This is a genomic window from Streptomyces sp. NPDC052225 (assembly GCF_040679615.1).
Classification (GTDB): domain Bacteria; phylum Actinomycetota; class Actinomycetes; order Streptomycetales; family Streptomycetaceae; genus Streptomyces.
Window position 1 is genome coordinate 13,435 of record NZ_JBFAVD010000014.1, and the last position, 15,834, is coordinate 29,268.

The following is a 15,834-nucleotide window of genomic DNA, read 5'->3' on the forward strand; positions in this document are numbered from 1 at the left end:
ACGGTGATCACTCGGCCAGGTGGGTGATCACCACCGCGAGCCTATTCAGCACCCCCACCCCCGGTCATGTCCATGGCCCCGACTGTCACACGATCGCCATTCGGCCGACATGTGCCTGTCCACCCCAAGCGCCTGTCTTCACCCGCTACCGCCCTCTGTCGCGCGGGAGTTGACCCGTGTACCTTCCGCGCCATGCCGATACCTGCCAGACGCACCCACCGCCTCTGGAGAACGCTCGCGACCGCGGCCACCGCCGCCCTGCTCGCCGTTCTCGTCGCACCCGGCGCCGCCGTCCACGCGGCCGAACCCACCGGGTCGCAGCCCGTCTACTCGTACGAGAAAGCGATCCGTGAGTCCGTCTGGGTCGACACCCGGCTCGACGGGGACGGCGACGGAAAGACCGACCGGGTCGCCGTCGACATCGTCCGCCCGCGTGAACCCGCCGCGCGGGGCCGCAAGGTGCCCGTGATCATGGACGCCAGCCCGTACTACTCCTGCTGCGGGCGCGGCAACGAGAGCCAGAAGAAGACGTACGACGCGAACGGCGACGTCGTCCAGATGCCGCTGTTCTACGACAACTACTTCGTGCCCCGCGGCTACGCCTTCGTCGGCGTCGACCTGCTCGGCACCAACCGCTCCGACGGCTGTGTCGACGTCGGCGGCGCCTACGACATCGGCTCCGCCAAGGCCGTCGTCGACTGGCTCAACGGACGCGGCAAGGGCTACACCAGCCGCACCGGCACCGAACGCGCCAAGGCCGGCTGGACCAACGGCCGCACCGGCATGATCGGCAAGAGCTACGACGCGACCATCGCCAACGGCGTCGCCGCGACCGGCGTCGAGGGCCTGGAGACCATCGTCCCGATCGGCGGCATCTCCTCCTGGTACGACTACTACTTCCAGCAGGGCGCCCCGCTCTACGACTCGGGCCCCGACTGGCTGTCCGACTACGTCGAGAGCCCCGACGCCCGCACCCGCTGCGCCGCCGTCCAGAAGCAGCTCGTCGACGAGGCGCCGCGCACCGGCGACTGGACCTCCCTGTGGGAGAAGCGCGACTACGTCAAGGACGCCGACAACGTCCGCGCCAGCGTCTTCGTCGTCCACGGCATGCAGGACCTCAACGTCCGCGCCAAGCACTTCGGCCAGTGGTGGGAGGCGCTCGCGAAGAACGGCGTCGACCGCAAGATCTGGCTCTCGCAGACCGGCCACGTCGACCCGTTCGACTTCCGCCGCGCCGCGTGGGTCGACACCCTGCACCGCTGGTTCGACCACGAACTCCTCGGCTACGACAACGGCATCGACCGCGAGCCGATGGCCGACATCGAGCGCACCCCCGACCACTGGACCACCGACAAGGTCTGGCCGCCGCGCAGCACGCAGACCACCGCCCTGCGCCCCGGCAAGGGCAGCGCCGCGGGCGTCGGCACGCTGGGCCTGAAGACCGGCTCCGGCACCGAGACGTTCACCGACAACCCGGCCCTGAGCGAGACCGACTGGGCCGACCGCATCGACAGCCCCACTCCCGACAAGGCCGGCTTCATCAGCCGCCCGCTCGCCAAGGACCTGCGCCTGTCCGGCTCGTCGAAGGTCACCGTCACCGCGACGCCGACCACGTCGAGCGCCCACCTCAGCGCCGTCCTCGTCGACCTCGGCCCGGCCACCATCCGCGACTACGCGGGCGCCGGCGAAGGCATCACGACGCTGACCGACCGCAACTGCTGGGGCCCCGGCACCACGGGCGACAGCTCCTGCTTCCTGAACACGCAGGCGGCCACCACCGATGTCAACTCGACGATCTTCAGCCGTGGTTGGGCCGACCTGGGGACGTACGCGAACCCGGACAAGGGCACCGAGCTGACCCCGGGCAAGCCCTACACCCTCACCATCTCGCTCGCCTCGGCCGACCACGTCGTGCCCAAGGGCCACCGTCTCGCGCTGATCGTCGCGGGCACCGACAAGGACCTCATCGACCCGCCCGCGAGCAAGCCGACCCTCACGCTCGACCTGTCCGGCACCGCGGCCCGCGTCCCCGTCGTCGGCGGCGCCGACGCCTTCGCGGCCGCCACCTCCGGATCCGTCACCGCCGCGCCGCACTCCAGGACGGCCGACGGCGTGAGCCCGTTCCGTCAGGACCGTCCCGTCCCGGGAGGCGCCCACTGATGCGTAAGCCGAAGCGCACCCTCGTCCTGGCCGCGTCCGTCGCGGCCCTCGCCGCCACGGCGCCCGCGCAGGCGAGCGCCACGGAGCCGCCCCGCACCGGCTTCGAGCAGACCGGCGGCGCCCGCTGGACCACCCAGCCCGAGGAACAGGACCTCCTCGCCACCGTGGACAAGGCCTCCGACCGGGTCTCCGTCTCCCGGATCGGGACGACCGCGCAGGGCCGGCCGCTCCAGCTCGTACGGATCGGCGCGCACCGCACCGCCGGCACCGTGCTGCTCGTGTGCAGCCAGCACGGCGACGAACCGTCCGGACGCGAGGCGTGCCTCACCAAGATCCGCGACCTCGCGTACGCCAAGGACGCCGCCACCCGGCGTTTCCTGTCCCGCACGACCCTCCTGGTGGTGCCCACCGCCAACCCCGACGGGCGCGCCGCCGACACCCGCGGCAACTCCGACGGCGTCGACATCAACCGCGACCACCTCGCCCTGAGGACGGCGGAGGCGCGGGCCATGGCGGCCGTCATCCGGGACCGCAGGCCCGACGTCATCTACGACCTGCACGAGTACGGGGCCACCCCCGAGTACTACGACAAGGACCTCTTCGACCTCTGGCCGCGCAACCTCAACACCGACGCGGCCGTGCACGACGAGGCGAGGAAGCTCTCCCTGGACTACGTACGGCCGGCGGCCAACGCCTCCGGATACTCCACAGGCACGTACGGCATCTGGACCGACCCGGTCACCGGCGACCCGATCAAGCAGACCGCGGGCGACGGACAGGAGCGCATCCTGCGCAACATGTCCGGCGTGAAGCACTCCGTCGGCCTGCTCATCGAGAGCCGCGTCGATCCGGGCACCCCGGCCGAGGAGGCCGACGAGTCGCTGAACAACCGGCGCCGCCGCGACTCCCAACTCGCGGCGCTCGGCGGACTGTTCACCTTCACCGGGGAGCGGCTCGGCCGGATCGAGGCGGCGACCGGCGCCGCCCGCGTGGCCGGCTTCGCCGACAGCGGTCCCGTCTACGTCGGCGGCGCCGACAACGACCCGGCCGAACCCGCCGAGACCATCCAGGACCCGCCCTGCGGCTACCGCCTCACCGAGGCCCAGTACGCCACGTACAAGGACGAGTTGGCGCTGCACGGCATCACCGTGGAGAAGTCGGGTAGGGGGGCCTTCGTGCCGCTGCGCCAGTCGGAGCGGGCGCTCGTCGCGCTGCTGCTCGACGCCCGCGCCCCCTACCACTTGACGGAAGGGGAGCCCGACACCAGCTGCTGAAGGGGTGTCAGGAGCGTCGTGTGTGGTAGGCCCTAAAGGGTGACAACCCCTCAGAAACCACCCACCGACGCTCCCGTCCCCGACGAAGGAGCGACAGGCGGCCGGAGCCCCGCCACCGACCGGATCGTGTTCGGCGTCACCGCCGTGCTCACCCTGGCCTTCGTGGTCTGGGGCTCCGTCGCCACCGACAGCCTGGAGAGCGTGTCCACGCGTGCGCTCAACGGCCTGATCCACAACGGCGGTTGGGCGTTCATGCTCGCCGCGTCCGGCTTCGTCGTGTTCGCCCTGTGGCTCGCGATCAGCCGCTACGGCAAGATCACCCTCGGCAAGGAGGGTGAGGAGCCGGAGTTCCGCACGGTCTCCTGGGTCGCCATGATGTTCAGCGCCGGCATGGGCATCGGCCTCATGTTCTACGGCGTGAGCGAGCCCCTCGCGCACTTCACGACGCCGCCGCCGGGCACCGACCCGGCCGACTCCGCGGAAGCCATGGAGACCGCCATGGCGACGACCCTCTTCCACTGGACGCTGCACCCGTGGGCGATCTACGCGGTCGTCGGGCTCGCCATCGCCTACTCCACGTTCCGGCGCCGCCGCCGGCAGACGATCTCCTCCGTCTTCGTGCCGCTCATCGGTGAGAAGCGCGCGCACGGGGCGTGGGGCCGGGTCATCGACATCATCGCGATCTTCGCGACGCTGTTCGGCTCGGCGGCGTCCCTCGGCCTCGGCGCACTCCAGATCGGCTCCGGCTTCGAGGTCCTGAACTGGATGGACAAGGCGAGCACCGCCCTGCTGGTGTCGATCATCGCCGTCCTGACGGTCGCGTTCGTCGCCTCCGCCGTCTCCGGGGTGGAGAAGGGCATCCAGTGGCTGTCCAACATCAACATGGTCCTGGCGCTGATCCTCGCGGTCTTCGTCTTCATCGCGGGCCCCACGATCATCGTCCTCGACCTGCTGCCCACGTCGCTCGGCGCCTACCTCGGTGACCTGCCCCAGCTCATCGGCCGCACCGAGGCGTCCAGCGGCAAGGGCGTCGCCGAGTGGCTCGGCAGCTGGACGGTCTTCTACTGGGCGTGGTGGATCTCCTGGACGCCCTTCGTCGGCATGTTCATCGCGCGCATCAGCCGCGGCCGCACCATCCGCCAGTTCGTCGGCGGCGTGATCCTCGTCCCGTCCACGGTCAGCCTGCTCTGGTTCGCCATCTTCGGCGGTACGGCGATGAAGATGAAGGAGCACGGGCAGCTCGGCGGCGCCGACACCCCGGAGGCCCAACTCTTCGGCGTCCTGCACGAGTTCCCGATGGCGACGGCCACCAGCCTCCTCGTCATGATCCTGGTCGGCATCTTCTTCGTGTCGGGCGCCGACGCGGCCTCCATCGTCATGGGCACGCTGTCGCAGAAGGGCGCGCTCGAACCCGGCCGGTTCGTCGTCATCTTCTGGGGCGTGGTGACGGGCGCCGTGGCCGCGGTCATGCTCCTCATCGGCAACGGCTCCGGCAATGCGCTCACCGGTCTGCAGAACCTGACCATCCTCGTGGCGGCCCCCTTCACCCTCGTCATGATCGGCATGTGCGTGTCCCTCATGCGCGACCTGCGCCAGGACCCGCTCATCGTCCGCGGCGACATGGGCATCGAGGTCGTCGAGGCGGCCGTCGTCGCCGGACACGAGCAGTACGGCGGCGAGTTCGAGATCCGCATCGGCCCCGGCGACAGCCTGGAGACGGAGGGCGACCCCATCGGCAGACACCTGGAGGACGACGGGCCGGGCAGCGGCCTGGACACGGACCTCAAGACGGACACCGACAAGAGCTGACGTCACCGACGTCGGGCGGGGCAGGGCCGGGACGTGTTCTACTCCCGGCCATGCCCCTGCTCCTGCTCGACCTCGACAACACCCTGATCGACCGGGACGCGGCGTTCCGCGCGGCGATGACGGCTTTCCTGGCCGAACACGCGCTCCCGGCAAGGGACGTGGCGTGGCTGATGGCCGTCGACGCCGACGGCTGCACACCTCGGGCCGAGGTCGCGGCGGCCATGACTGCGCGCTACGGCCCCCGCGTCCCGGCATCCGCGATCCGCACCGTCCTCGACCACGGCGCGGCGGACCGCGTGACCCTGCCCGACCCGGTCCGTACGTCCCTGCTCGCGGCGTCGGCCGCCGGCTGGACCCCGGTCGTCGTCACCAACGGCCGCACCGCACAGCAGACCGAGAAGATCCGCCGCACCGGCCTCGACGCGCTCGTCGACAGCTGGGTGATCTCGGAGGCCGTGGGCCACAAGAAGCCCGCCCCCGAACTCTTCTGCGCGGCAGCGGTCGGCCGCTCCCTGGACGACGCCTGGATGATCGGCGACGCCCCGCGCGCCGACATCGGGGGAGCGCATGCCCTCGGGCTGCGAACCGTGTGGCTGACCCGCGGCCGGACGTGGCAGGAGCGGGACTTCACACCGACGCGCACGGCCGACGACGTCGTCGAGGCGATCGACGGGCTGCCGAGCGTACGGCCGTGAATCCGCGCCCCTGTCGCCCAGCGCGCCGCGGTGTTTCAATCCCGGCATGACAGAGATCAAGGAACCCTGGGGCCTCAGCGTCTTCGGGACCGGCAGCGTGTCGGCGGAGCCGCGCGTGGCCCAACTGAAGCTGGCCGTCGACCATCTGGCGCCGACGCCCAAGGAGGCCTTCGCGCACGCGGGCGCCGCGGTGGCCCGGCTGCGGGGCGTGCTGCGCGAGCACGGCGTGCCCGACTCCGAGGTGTCCGGATCGCGCCTCGCGCTCCAGTCCGAGTTCAAGGGGTACGGGGGCGAGCGGACCTTTCTCGGCTACCGGTGCGAGGCGACGTACACCGTGCAGACCGAGCAGCTCGACCGCCTCCAGCAGCTCATCGAGGACGCCGTGGAGGCCGGTGCCAACCGCGTCGACGAGGTCCGCTTCGATGTCCTCGGCAAACCGGCCATGCGCGACGAGGCCCGCCGCCGCGCCGTCGCCGCCGCCCGCCGCAAGGCCGAGGTCTACGCCGAGGCGGCGGGGGTCCGGCTCGGCCGCGTCGTGCACATCCAGGACGTCGACCCCGAATCGGTCGGCGTCCGCACCCACGGCGGCCGCCTCGGCGGCGACCCGGAGACCGACGGCGTCCTCGCGCCCGGCGCCGTGAAGGTCGAGGCGGCGGTGCTCCTCGGGTACGGTCTGCTGCCGTGACGCACGAGGGGGCGGGCCGCCTGGGCCGCCCCCTCGTCCCGGATCCGCCGCCCCCCTCACACCAGATCCGCCGCCTCCTGCGCGCACCCCCAGGCCACCGTGACCCCGGCCCCGCCGTGCCCGTAGTTGTGCACCAGCACCCGCCCGGAGCCGGTCACTTCACGCTCGACGCGCACGGCGGGCCGGGCCGGCCGCAGCCCCACCCGGTGCCCGAGCACCCGTGCCCCCGCGATCTCGGGCCGCACCTGCGCACACCGCTTCACGATCGCTTCCGCCACCGCCGGGTCGGGCTCCAGGGACCACGCGTCCTCCTCCGCGGTGCCGCCGAGGATCAGCCCGCCGGGCTGCGGGAAGAAGTACGTCGTCGCGTCCGACGCGGGGTCCGCCGCCGTGAACCACGTACGGATGCCGGGGTTCTCCACGACGACCAACTGCCCGCGCACCGGGCGCACCGCCGCGTCCGGTACGAGGTCCCGGGCCCCGAGCCCGGCGCAGTTCACGACGACCGGCGCGGGCACGTCCCGCAGGGAGGACACCGCCCGCTCCTCCACCGCCACACCGGCGGCCGCCAACTCCCCGCGCAGCCACGCCAGATGGGCCGGCATGTCGATCAGTGGAAGCCGCGCCGCGAGCCCCGCCTCCGTGTCGCGCAGCCCCGCCACCTCGCCGGCCCACGCACCGAGCCCGGCAAGACGCGTGCCGGCGTGTACACCCTCGACCATGCGTACGCCGGTCGCCTCGGGCCGCCCCGCCCACTCCTCGTAGCGCCGCAGCGACTCCACCGACCACGCGCCCACCCGCTCGACCGGGTCGATCCGGTACGGCCACCACAGCGCACCCGCGACGGCCGAGGTGGTCCGCCCGGCCGGCTCCCGCGACCACACCCGCACCCGGCGCCCGCGCCGCGCCAGAACCAGGGCGGTGGCCATCCCTATGACCCCGCCGCCGACCACGATCACTTCACCGCTCGGTTCACTCTTCACGCCCGGACGGTAGCGGAATGTGTGATGCCGTGCTCACATCAGGTTCCAGGTGGGGATACTCACCTCATGTCTGCCGAGTACGCGACCTTCGGCCTGGCACCGGCGATGCGCGCCGGTGGAGTTCTCGCCAACGGTGACTACCAAGTCCACCGGGACTTCGTGGACTTCATCGTCGACGGCCGCCCGCTGCTGTTCCAGCTCTCCGACCTCGACGCCGTCTCCCCGCTGGCCGCCGACATCCCGCCCGCCATCTTCACCCACCACGTCAGGAGCCTGCTCCTGGAGGCCGACGCACCGCTCGCCGGCGGCCGCTACGTCATCTACGGCTGCCCCGAGTGCGAGGGCCTGGAGTGCGGGGCGGTCACGGCCGCCATCGAGAAGGCCGGCGAGGACTTCGTATGGCGCGACTTCGCCTGGCAGACCGACGAGCACGCCGATCTGGAGCTCAACGGCTACCACGGCATCGGCCCGTTCCGCTTCCGCGGCGACGCCTACCGCGCCGCGCTGGGCCAGTTGCTCGACGGCGCCCCCGGGCCCGTCGCCCCGCGCAGGGTGCTGCTCATCGGCGCCCGCGTCGCCGTTCTCGCCAAACTCGCCGCCGCGCTGCGCACCATCGGCATCGGCGCGGACATCACCCAGGACGCGGCAGGCGTCCCGGCCGAGGAACTGCGCGCCTATGGTGCCGTCGCCTTCGGCCGGGCCGTCGAGCAACGCCAACGGGACGCCGTACGAAGGGAGTTCGAGCGCACGGGCGCCGACGTCGCGTACGTCGACGGGCTCGCACCGATCATTCCGCTCCTCGTCGCCCAGATCGAGAGCGCCCTGGACCGCGGGCCCGAGGAACAGCGCCGCCTCACCCGGCTGGTCGCCGCCGACGGCGAGGCGGGCCTTGAGGTCACCTCCACCTGCCGCGTCAAGATCACCGCCTACCGCCTCGACCGCCTCTACCGCACCCACACCCACGAGGTCTTCGACGACGTCCTCGCACCCGGCCTGCACCGTGTCGCCCTCGACGGGAAGGCGACCAAAGGGGAGTCCTTCCTCGTGGCCCGGACCACCGGAAGCGTGCTGGTGGCGCCCATGGCGCGCTGACCCGCCGGGCCGCGGCCACGGCGGCCGCGTGCCCCGATTAGGATCGACGCCCTGATGACTGCCACCCTCGTAGCCAAGAATCTCGCCGCGGGACACGGCGACCGCTCCCTGTTCTCCGGGCTCGACCTCGTGGTCGCGCCCGGCGACGTGATCGGCCTCGTCGGCGCCAACGGCGCCGGAAAGTCCACCCTGCTCCAGCTCCTCGCGGGCCTCGCCGTGCCGGAGGAGGGCGAGCTGCGGCTCTCCCCGCCGACCGCGGCCGTCGGCCACCTGCCGCAGGAGCCGGAGCGCCGCCCCGGCGAGACGATCCGCGCGTTCCTCGCCCGGCGCACCGGCGTCGCCGAAGCCCAGCGCGCCATGGACGAGGCCACCCAGGGCCTGGTCGACGGCACCCCCGGCGCCGACGACGCGTACGCCACGACCCTGGACCGCTGGCTGAACCTCGGCGGCGCGGACCTCGACGAACGCGCCGAGGAGGTCGCCGGGCAGCTCGGCCTGAGCGTCGGCCTCGACCAGACGATGACGTCCCTCTCCGGCGGCCAGGCGGCCCGCGCGGGCCTCGCCTCGCTTCTCCTGTCCCGCTACGACGTCTTCCTCCTGGACGAGCCGACCAACGACCTCGACCTCGACGGCCTGGAGCGCCTGGAGAACTTCGTGCGGGGCCTGCGCGCCGGCACCGTCGTCGTCAGCCACGACCGCGAGTTCCTCACCCGCACCGTCACCAAGGTCCTGGAGCTCGACCTCGCCCAGCAGGAGATCAACCTCTACGGCGGCGGCTACGAGGCCTACCTGGAGGAGCGCGACGTCGCCCGGCGCCACGCCCGCGAGGAGTTCGAGGAGTACGCCGACAAGCGCTCCGCCCTCGAAGGCCGCGCCCAGATGCAGCGCGGCTGGATGGACAAGGGCGTCAAGAACGCCCGGCGCAAGGCGACCGACAACGACAAGATCGGCCGCAAGTTCCGCAGTGAGGCCAGCGAGAAGCAGGCCGCGAAGGCCCGTCAGACGCAGCGCATGATCGAGCGCCTGGACGTCGTCGACGAGCCCCGCAAGGAGTGGGAGCTGCGCATGGAGATCGCGGCGGCGCCCCGCTCGGGCTCGGTCGTGGCCTCGCTCCGCGACGCCCGGCTGCGGCGCGGCGACTTCGACTTCGGCCCGGTCACGCTGCAGATCGACTGGGCGGACCGGGTCGCGATCACCGGGGCGAACGGCTCCGGCAAGTCCACGCTGCTCGCCACCCTGCTCGGCCGCGTCCCGCTCGACTCCGGGCACGCGACGCTCGGCTCGGGTGTCGTGGTCGGCGAGGTCGACCAGGCCCGCGCCCTCTTCCACGGCCAGGAGACCCTGCTCGACGCGTTCTGCGCGGCCGTCCCCGAGACCGAACCGGCCGAAGTCCGCACCCTGCTCGCCAAGTTCGGCCTCAAGGCGGACCATGTGCTGCGCCCGGCGGCGACCCTCTCACCCGGTGAGCGCACCCGCGCCGCCCTCGCCCTCCTCCAGGGCAAGGGCGTCAACCTCCTGGTCCTGGACGAGCCGACGAACCATCTCGACCTCCCGGCGATCGAGCAGCTGGAGTCGGCCCTCGCGACGTACGAGGGCACCCTCCTCCTGGTCACCCACGACCGCCGCATGCTGGACGCGGTGCAGACGACCCGCCGTCTGGAGATGGCTGCCGGAAAACTCAGAGAGCTTTAGGGGCGCGAGGAACTGCGCGCCCGGCCACGAACCGGGCCGCAGTTCCCCACGCTCACAAGCTCAACGGCGGCTAGGCCAATCCAGCCTTCCGCAACGCGTCAGCCATGGCGGAATTGGCGGCGGCAGGAGCCCCACCCTGCCGCCCCTTGCCGCCACCCGGACCAGAACCCCGGCCCCCGCCGCTCCCGCGACCACCCTGACGGGCCTGCTGCTGCGGCGGCTTACGATCCCGGTCACGAGACCCCCGAGACCCGCCGGAGGCACTGGCGTCGTCGTCGAGCCGCAGCGTGAGCGAGATCCGCTTCCGCGGCACGTCCACGTCAAGGACCTTCACCTTCACGATGTCACCGGGCTTGACGACATCGCGCGGGTCCTTCACGAACGTACGGGACAGGGCCGACACATGCGCGAGCCCGTCCTGGTGCACACCGATGTCGATGAAGGCCCCGAACGCGGCGACGTTCGTCACGACCCCCTCGAGGACCATCCCCGACTCCAGGTCGGAGATCTTCTCCACGCCCTCCTTGAAGGTGGCCGTCTTGAAGGCGGGCCGCGGGTCGCGTCCCGGCTTCTCCAGCTCCTTCAGGATGTCGGTGACCGTCGGCAGACCGAACGTGTCGTCCACGTAGTCGGCCGGCCTGAGCGAGCGCAGCGTGCCCGTGTCGCCGATCAGTGAACCGACCTCGCCCCCGGTCGACTTCGCCATCCGCCGCACGACCGGGTACGCCTCGGGGTGCACGGACGACGCGTCCAGCGGGTCGTCGCCGCCGCGGATCCGCAGGAAGCCCGCGCACTGCTCGTACGCCTTCGGGCCGAGCCGTGCCACGTCCTTGAGGGCCTTGCGGTTGCTGAAGGGGCCGTGGGCGTCGCGGTGCGCCACGATGTTCTCGGCGAGGCCGGAACCGATGCCCGACACGCGCGCGAGGAGCGGCGCGGAGGCGGTGTTGACGTCGACACCCACGCCGTTCACACAGTCCTCGACGACGGCGTCGAGCGAGCGCGACAGCTTCACCTCGCTCAGGTCGTGCTGGTACTGCCCGACACCGATCGACTTCGGGTCGATCTTCACGAGCTCGGCCAGCGGGTCCTGGAGACGGCGGGCGATCGAGACGGCGCCGCGCAGCGACACGTCCATGTCCGGCAGCTCCTGCGAGGCGAAGGCGGAGGCCGAGTAGACGGAGGCGCCCGCCTCGCTGACCATCACCTTCGTGAGCTTCAACTCCGGGTGCTTGGTGATGAGTTCACCGGCGAGCTTGTCGGTCTCGCGCGACGCCGTGCCGTTGCCGATCGCGATCAGGTCGACCGCGTGCTCCTTGGAGAGCTTCGCCAGCTTGGCGATCGCCTCGTCCCAGCGGTTGGCCGGGACGTGCGGATGGATGACGTCGGTCGCCACGACCTTGCCCGTCGCGTCGACGACCGCGACCTTCACACCCGTACGGAAACCGGGGTCGAGCCCCAGCGTCGCGCGCGTGCCCGCCGGGGCGGCGAGCAGCAGGTCCCGCAGGTTCGCCGCGAAGACCTTGACCGCCTCGTCCTCGGCGGCCGTGCGCAGGCGCAGCCGCAGGTCGAGGCCGAGGTGCACCAGGATGCGCGTGCGCCAGGCCCAACGGACCGTGTCCTGAAGCCACTTGTCGCCCGGACGCCCCTGGTTCCTGATCCCGAACCGGTCGGCGATGATCGGCTCGTACGAGGACGAGGCGCCGGGGCCCTCCTCCACGGCCTCCTCAGGCTCCAGGACGAGCTCCAGCACGTCCTCCTTCTCGCCGCGCAGCATCGCGAGGACGCGGTGCGAGGGAAGCTCCTTGAAGGGCTCCGCGAAGTCGAAGTAGTCGGCGAACTTGGCGCCCGCCTCCTCCTTGCCCTTCTTGACCTTCGCCGCGAGCCGCCCGCGCACCCACATGCGCTCGCGCAGCTCGCCGATCAGGTCGGCGTCCTCGGAGAACCGCTCGGTGAGGATCGCGCGGGCCCCGTCGAGCGCGGCCTGCGCGTCCGCGACGCCCTTGCCGGCGGCGACGAACGCGGCGGCCGCGGCCGCCGGGTCCACCGACGGGTCGCCGAGCAGGCCCTCGGCCAGCGGTTCGAGACCCGCCTCGCGCGCGATCTGCGCCTTCGTCCGCCGCTTCGGCTTGAACGGCAGGTAGATGTCCTCCAGGCGCGCCTTGGTGTCGGCGGCGCGGATCTGCGCCTCCAGCTCCGGCGTCAGCTTGCCCTGCTCGCGCACGGAGTCCAGGACGGCGGTGCGCCGCTCCTCCAACTCGCGCAGATACCGCAGACGCTCTTCGAGCGTGCGCAGCTGCGCGTCGTCGAGGGACTCCGTCGCCTCCTTGCGGTAGCGGGCGATGAACGGCACCGTCGAGCCGCCGTCGAGCAGCTCGACGGCGGCCTTCACCTGCCGCTCCCGTACGCCGAGTTCCTCGGCAATCCTGCCTTCGATGGACCCGACAGTGGTTCCAACAGTGGGTGTCGCCACGATCCCGTAACCGCCTATGTCGACTGAGGTTGCGCGGCAATTGTGGCAGGTGGCACCGACAACAGGGGATCAGGGCGCCGACCAGGGGGGCCTGTCATGCGCGGCGCGCCCGGCCTCCGGAGCGGGACGCTCCGCCGAACAGCCGGGCGAGCGCGCGGAACGGCAGCGTCACCACGGTGGCGATGGCCCCGGCGATCTGGCGCAGTACGTCGGCGATGGCACGGAACATGAAGGCTCTCCTCTCGTCGCCCCGGCCGCGGTGACCGGGGTGCCTTGCGGAGACCGGGTACCGCGTACGGCGCCGCTCAGACGTCAGGCGGCCTTGCCGATCAGGTCGGCCGGGAACGCCCCGTTCTCCAGCGCCGCACCGATGAAGCCGCCGGCGAGTTCGGTCAGCCGGGCCACGCCCTCGTCGCCGAGGTGCGCGTACGGCGCGCGGTCGAGTTCGTCCGTCCGTAGTTCGATCGCGGCCCGCAGCGCCACGCCCTCCTCGGTGAGCGTCAACTCCTCGCCGGCGGTGAGCAGTCCGCGCTCCCGCAGCCTTCCCGCGGCCTCGTCGAACTCGGCACGGCTCCAGCCGCGCGTGGCCAGCAGCCACTTCGGGGCCATGCCCTTGCCGGTCGCGACATGGCTCACGAGGGCCTCCAGCGGGTCGAGTTCGGCGGCGAGCAGCGCGGCGAGGTGTCCGTCGCCGCGGTGTTCGCGCAGCAGCGTCGTCGCGTGCCAGTAGGCCATGTGCGGGGCGTCGGGCACCGGGAGGTCGGCGTGGGCGGCGTACAGGGGCCGCGCGTGCCGCGTGCACGCCTCGGTGGCGCGCAGCGCGAGTTCGGCCGCCTCGGCCATCTCCGCGGAGGCGAGCACCTCCTCGCCGAGCAGCCGGCGCAGCGTCGCGTCCACGGCACGCGCGCGTGCGGCGAGCACCGTCTCCGGGGAGGCGGCCTTCCACACCTCGGGCACGTGCCGCGCCACGAGTTCGTGCTTGAAGTTGTAGAAGGCCGCGGTGACCGTCCCGGCGCCGACCGCGCCCATCGGCGCGGAGCGCACCGCGAAGTAGGCGGCGTTGCGGTCGCTCACCCCGACCGCGGCCAGCTCCTTGCCGAGGTCCGGTGAGAAGTAGTGCGTCGAGTGGAACGGGTTGACCACGTGGTGACAGCGGCGGGCGGCACGGAGGCGCGGGTCAGGAGTCATGCCCGTACGTTACCGACCGGTCGGTACGACTGGCGAGGAGGGAGTCGACGATGGCAGGAAAGGTGGGCTGCTCGTCATTGCGGCCATGACGGAGAGGCCCGAAGAATGAGGGCATGCCGCCACGCACCGTCCTGGTCCCGCTCTTCGACAAGGTCCAGAGCCTCGACGTCACGGGCCCGGTCGAGGTCTTCGCCGGAGCCACGCTCACCACCGGCTCCGCCACCGGATACCGGGTCCGCACGGCCTCCCTCGACGGGGCACCGGTGCGCACGTCGAGCGGCCTGACCCTGGTCCCGGACCACGCCCTGGCACACGCCCCCGCCCCGCACACGCTGCTCGTCCCCGGCGGCCAGGGCACCCGCCGCCCCGACCCCCGCCTGATCGACTGGCTCCGCGAGACCGCCCCGCGCGCCGAGCGGATCGTCTCGGTCTGCACCGGCGCGATCCTCCTCGCCCGCGCGGGCCTCCTCGACGGCCGCAGGGCCACGACCCACTGGGCGTACTGCGACACGCTCGCCCGCGACCACCCCGCGATCCAGGTCGACCCGGACCCCATCTACGTACGCGACGGAAACGTGGCGACGTCCGCCGGGGTCACCGCCGGCATCGACCTCGCGCTCGCCCTCGTCGAGGAGGACCACGGCCGCGACACGGCGCTGACGATCGCCCGCCACCTCGTCGTCTTCCTGCGCCGCCCGGGCAATCAGGCCCAGTTCAGCGCCCAGCTCGCCGCGCAGACCGCCCGCCGCGAACCGCTGCGCGAGGTCCAGCAGTGGATCACCGAGCACCCGGACGACGACCTGTCCGTCGACTCCCTCGCCGCCCGCGCGCGCCTCTCGCCCCGCCACTTCGCCCGCGCCTTCCAGGCGGAGACCGGCCTGACCCCCGGCAAGTACGTCGAACGCGTCCGCATGGAACACGCGCGCCGGCTCCTGGAGGACACCCCCGACGGGGTGGAGGAGATCTCCCGGGCCAGTGGCTACGGCACCCCCGAGGCGATGCGCCGCGCCTTCCTGAAGACCCTCGGCACACCTCCGGCGGAGTACCGCCGCCGCTTCCACGCCCCGCACCCCGCGCACTGACCACCCGAGAAATCCGACCGGAAAGGCCCCTCGTGCAGATCGCCGTCGTCCTCTTCGACCGATTCACCGCTCTCGACGCCGTAGGCCCCTACGAGACCCTCGGCCGCCTCCCCGACGCAGAACTCGTCTTCGTCGCCGAGGAGCGCGGCCCGGTGCGCACCGACACCGGCACCCTGGCCATCGTCGCCGACAAGACCTTCGCCGAGGTCCCGCACCCGGACATCGTGGTCGTCCCGGGCGGCCCGGGACAGACCCCGCAGATGGAGAACGAGACGCTGCTCGCCTGGCTGCGCGCGGCCGACGCCACCAGTACGTGGACGACCTCGGTCTGCACCGGATCGCTGCTCCTCGCGGCGGCGGGCCTGCTCAAGGGGAGGCGCGCCACCTCGCACTGGCTCGCCCTGGACTTCCTGAAGCAGTTCGGCGCCGAGCCGACGGGCGAGCGCGTCGTCGTCGAGGGCAAGTACGTCACCGCCGCCGGGGTCTCCTCCGGCATTGACATGGGCCTGACCCTGCTGGGGAAGATCGCGGGCGACGAGCACGCCCAGGCCGTCCAGCTCCTCACCGAGTACGACCCGCAGCCGCCCTATGACGCGGGCTCACCGCAGAAGGCACCCGCGCACCTCGTCGAGGAGTTCCGGTCCAAGAGCCGCTTCATCCTCACGTAAAGCACGTAAAGCGCGTAAAGGATCTAGAGGATGTAG

Annotated in this window: 13 protein-coding genes; 9 read left to right on the forward strand and 4 right to left on the reverse strand. The window is 72.0% G+C overall.

Features of this window, described 5'->3' with window-relative positions:
* Positions 1 to 192 precede the first annotated feature (192 nt).
* From AB0L37_RS21080 to AB0L37_RS21100, 5 genes are all read left to right on the forward strand, one after another.
* A complete protein-coding gene (locus tag AB0L37_RS21080; RefSeq protein WP_365507392.1) occupies positions 193 to 2,160 on the forward strand; it encodes a Xaa-Pro dipeptidyl-peptidase in 1,968 nt (655 codons plus the stop codon).
* Positions 2,160 to 3,434, forward strand: a complete 1,275-nt coding sequence (locus tag AB0L37_RS21085) for a M14 family metallocarboxypeptidase (RefSeq protein ID WP_365507395.1) — start codon at positions 2,160 to 2,162, stop codon at positions 3,432 to 3,434. The genes AB0L37_RS21080 and AB0L37_RS21085 overlap by 1 nt, the downstream gene beginning before the upstream one ends.
* 126 nt (positions 3,435 to 3,560) lie before the next feature.
* Complete coding sequence (locus tag AB0L37_RS21090; RefSeq protein WP_365507801.1) at positions 3,561 to 5,243, forward strand: BCCT family transporter; 1,683 nt, start codon at positions 3,561 to 3,563, stop codon at positions 5,241 to 5,243.
* Between the two features lie 50 nt (positions 5,244 to 5,293).
* Complete coding sequence (locus AB0L37_RS21095; RefSeq protein WP_365507398.1) at positions 5,294 to 5,938, forward strand: HAD family hydrolase; 645 nt, start codon at positions 5,294 to 5,296, stop codon at positions 5,936 to 5,938.
* A 46-nt stretch (positions 5,939 to 5,984) separates the two neighbouring features.
* Positions 5,985 to 6,623, forward strand: coding sequence for an SIMPL domain-containing protein (locus tag AB0L37_RS21100; protein ID WP_365507400.1), 639 nt, complete (start codon positions 5,985 to 5,987; stop codon positions 6,621 to 6,623).
* Positions 6,624 to 6,679: 56 nt separating this feature from the next.
* Here the strand turns inward: AB0L37_RS21100 and AB0L37_RS21105 are convergent, their stop codons facing one another.
* Positions 6,680 to 7,606 carry an FAD-dependent oxidoreductase gene (locus AB0L37_RS21105; protein WP_365507403.1) on the reverse strand — a complete coding sequence of 309 codons (927 nt, stop codon included), beginning with the start codon at positions 7,604 to 7,606 and terminating at the stop codon, positions 6,680 to 6,682.
* Between the two features lie 66 nt (positions 7,607 to 7,672).
* Between AB0L37_RS21105 and AB0L37_RS21110 the strand changes: the two genes are divergently transcribed.
* Together AB0L37_RS21110 and AB0L37_RS21115 are read left to right on the forward strand one after the other, a co-directional pair.
* Positions 7,673 to 8,698, forward strand: a complete 1,026-nt coding sequence (locus AB0L37_RS21110; protein WP_365507406.1) for an oxidoreductase — start codon at positions 7,673 to 7,675, stop codon at positions 8,696 to 8,698.
* A gap of 54 nt (positions 8,699 to 8,752) precedes the next feature.
* On the forward strand, positions 8,753 to 10,390 hold the full coding sequence (locus AB0L37_RS21115) for an ABC-F family ATP-binding cassette domain-containing protein (protein WP_365507409.1): 1,638 nt from the start codon (positions 8,753 to 8,755) through the stop codon (positions 10,388 to 10,390).
* A gap of 70 nt (positions 10,391 to 10,460) precedes the next feature.
* Here AB0L37_RS21115 and AB0L37_RS21120 read toward each other — a convergent pair whose 3' ends face one another.
* From AB0L37_RS21120 to AB0L37_RS21130, 3 genes are all read right to left on the reverse strand, one after another.
* Positions 10,461 to 12,860: a Tex family protein gene (locus AB0L37_RS21120; protein WP_365507411.1), complete on the reverse strand. Its 2,400-nt coding sequence runs from the start codon at positions 12,858 to 12,860 to the stop codon at positions 10,461 to 10,463.
* Between the two features lie 94 nt (positions 12,861 to 12,954).
* Entirely contained in the window at positions 12,955 to 13,089 is a 135-nt protein-coding gene (locus AB0L37_RS21125; protein ID WP_365507413.1) for an LPFR motif small protein, read from the reverse strand.
* A gap of 83 nt (positions 13,090 to 13,172) precedes the next feature.
* Positions 13,173 to 14,048 carry a hypothetical protein gene (locus AB0L37_RS21130; RefSeq protein WP_365507416.1) on the reverse strand — a complete coding sequence of 292 codons (876 nt, stop codon included), beginning with the start codon at positions 14,046 to 14,048 and terminating at the stop codon, positions 13,173 to 13,175.
* 113 nt (positions 14,049 to 14,161) lie between these two features.
* Here AB0L37_RS21130 and AB0L37_RS21135 point away from each other — a divergent pair, with 113 nt between their 5' ends.
* Both AB0L37_RS21135 and AB0L37_RS21140 read left to right on the forward strand, forming a co-directional pair.
* Entirely contained in the window at positions 14,162 to 15,130 is a 969-nt protein-coding gene (locus tag AB0L37_RS21135; RefSeq protein ID WP_365507419.1) for a GlxA family transcriptional regulator, read from the forward strand.
* Between the two features lie 32 nt (positions 15,131 to 15,162).
* Positions 15,163 to 15,798 carry a DJ-1/PfpI family protein gene (locus AB0L37_RS21140; protein ID WP_365507421.1) on the forward strand — a complete coding sequence of 212 codons (636 nt, stop codon included), beginning with the start codon at positions 15,163 to 15,165 and terminating at the stop codon, positions 15,796 to 15,798.
* Positions 15,799 to 15,834: the final 36 nt, after the last annotated feature.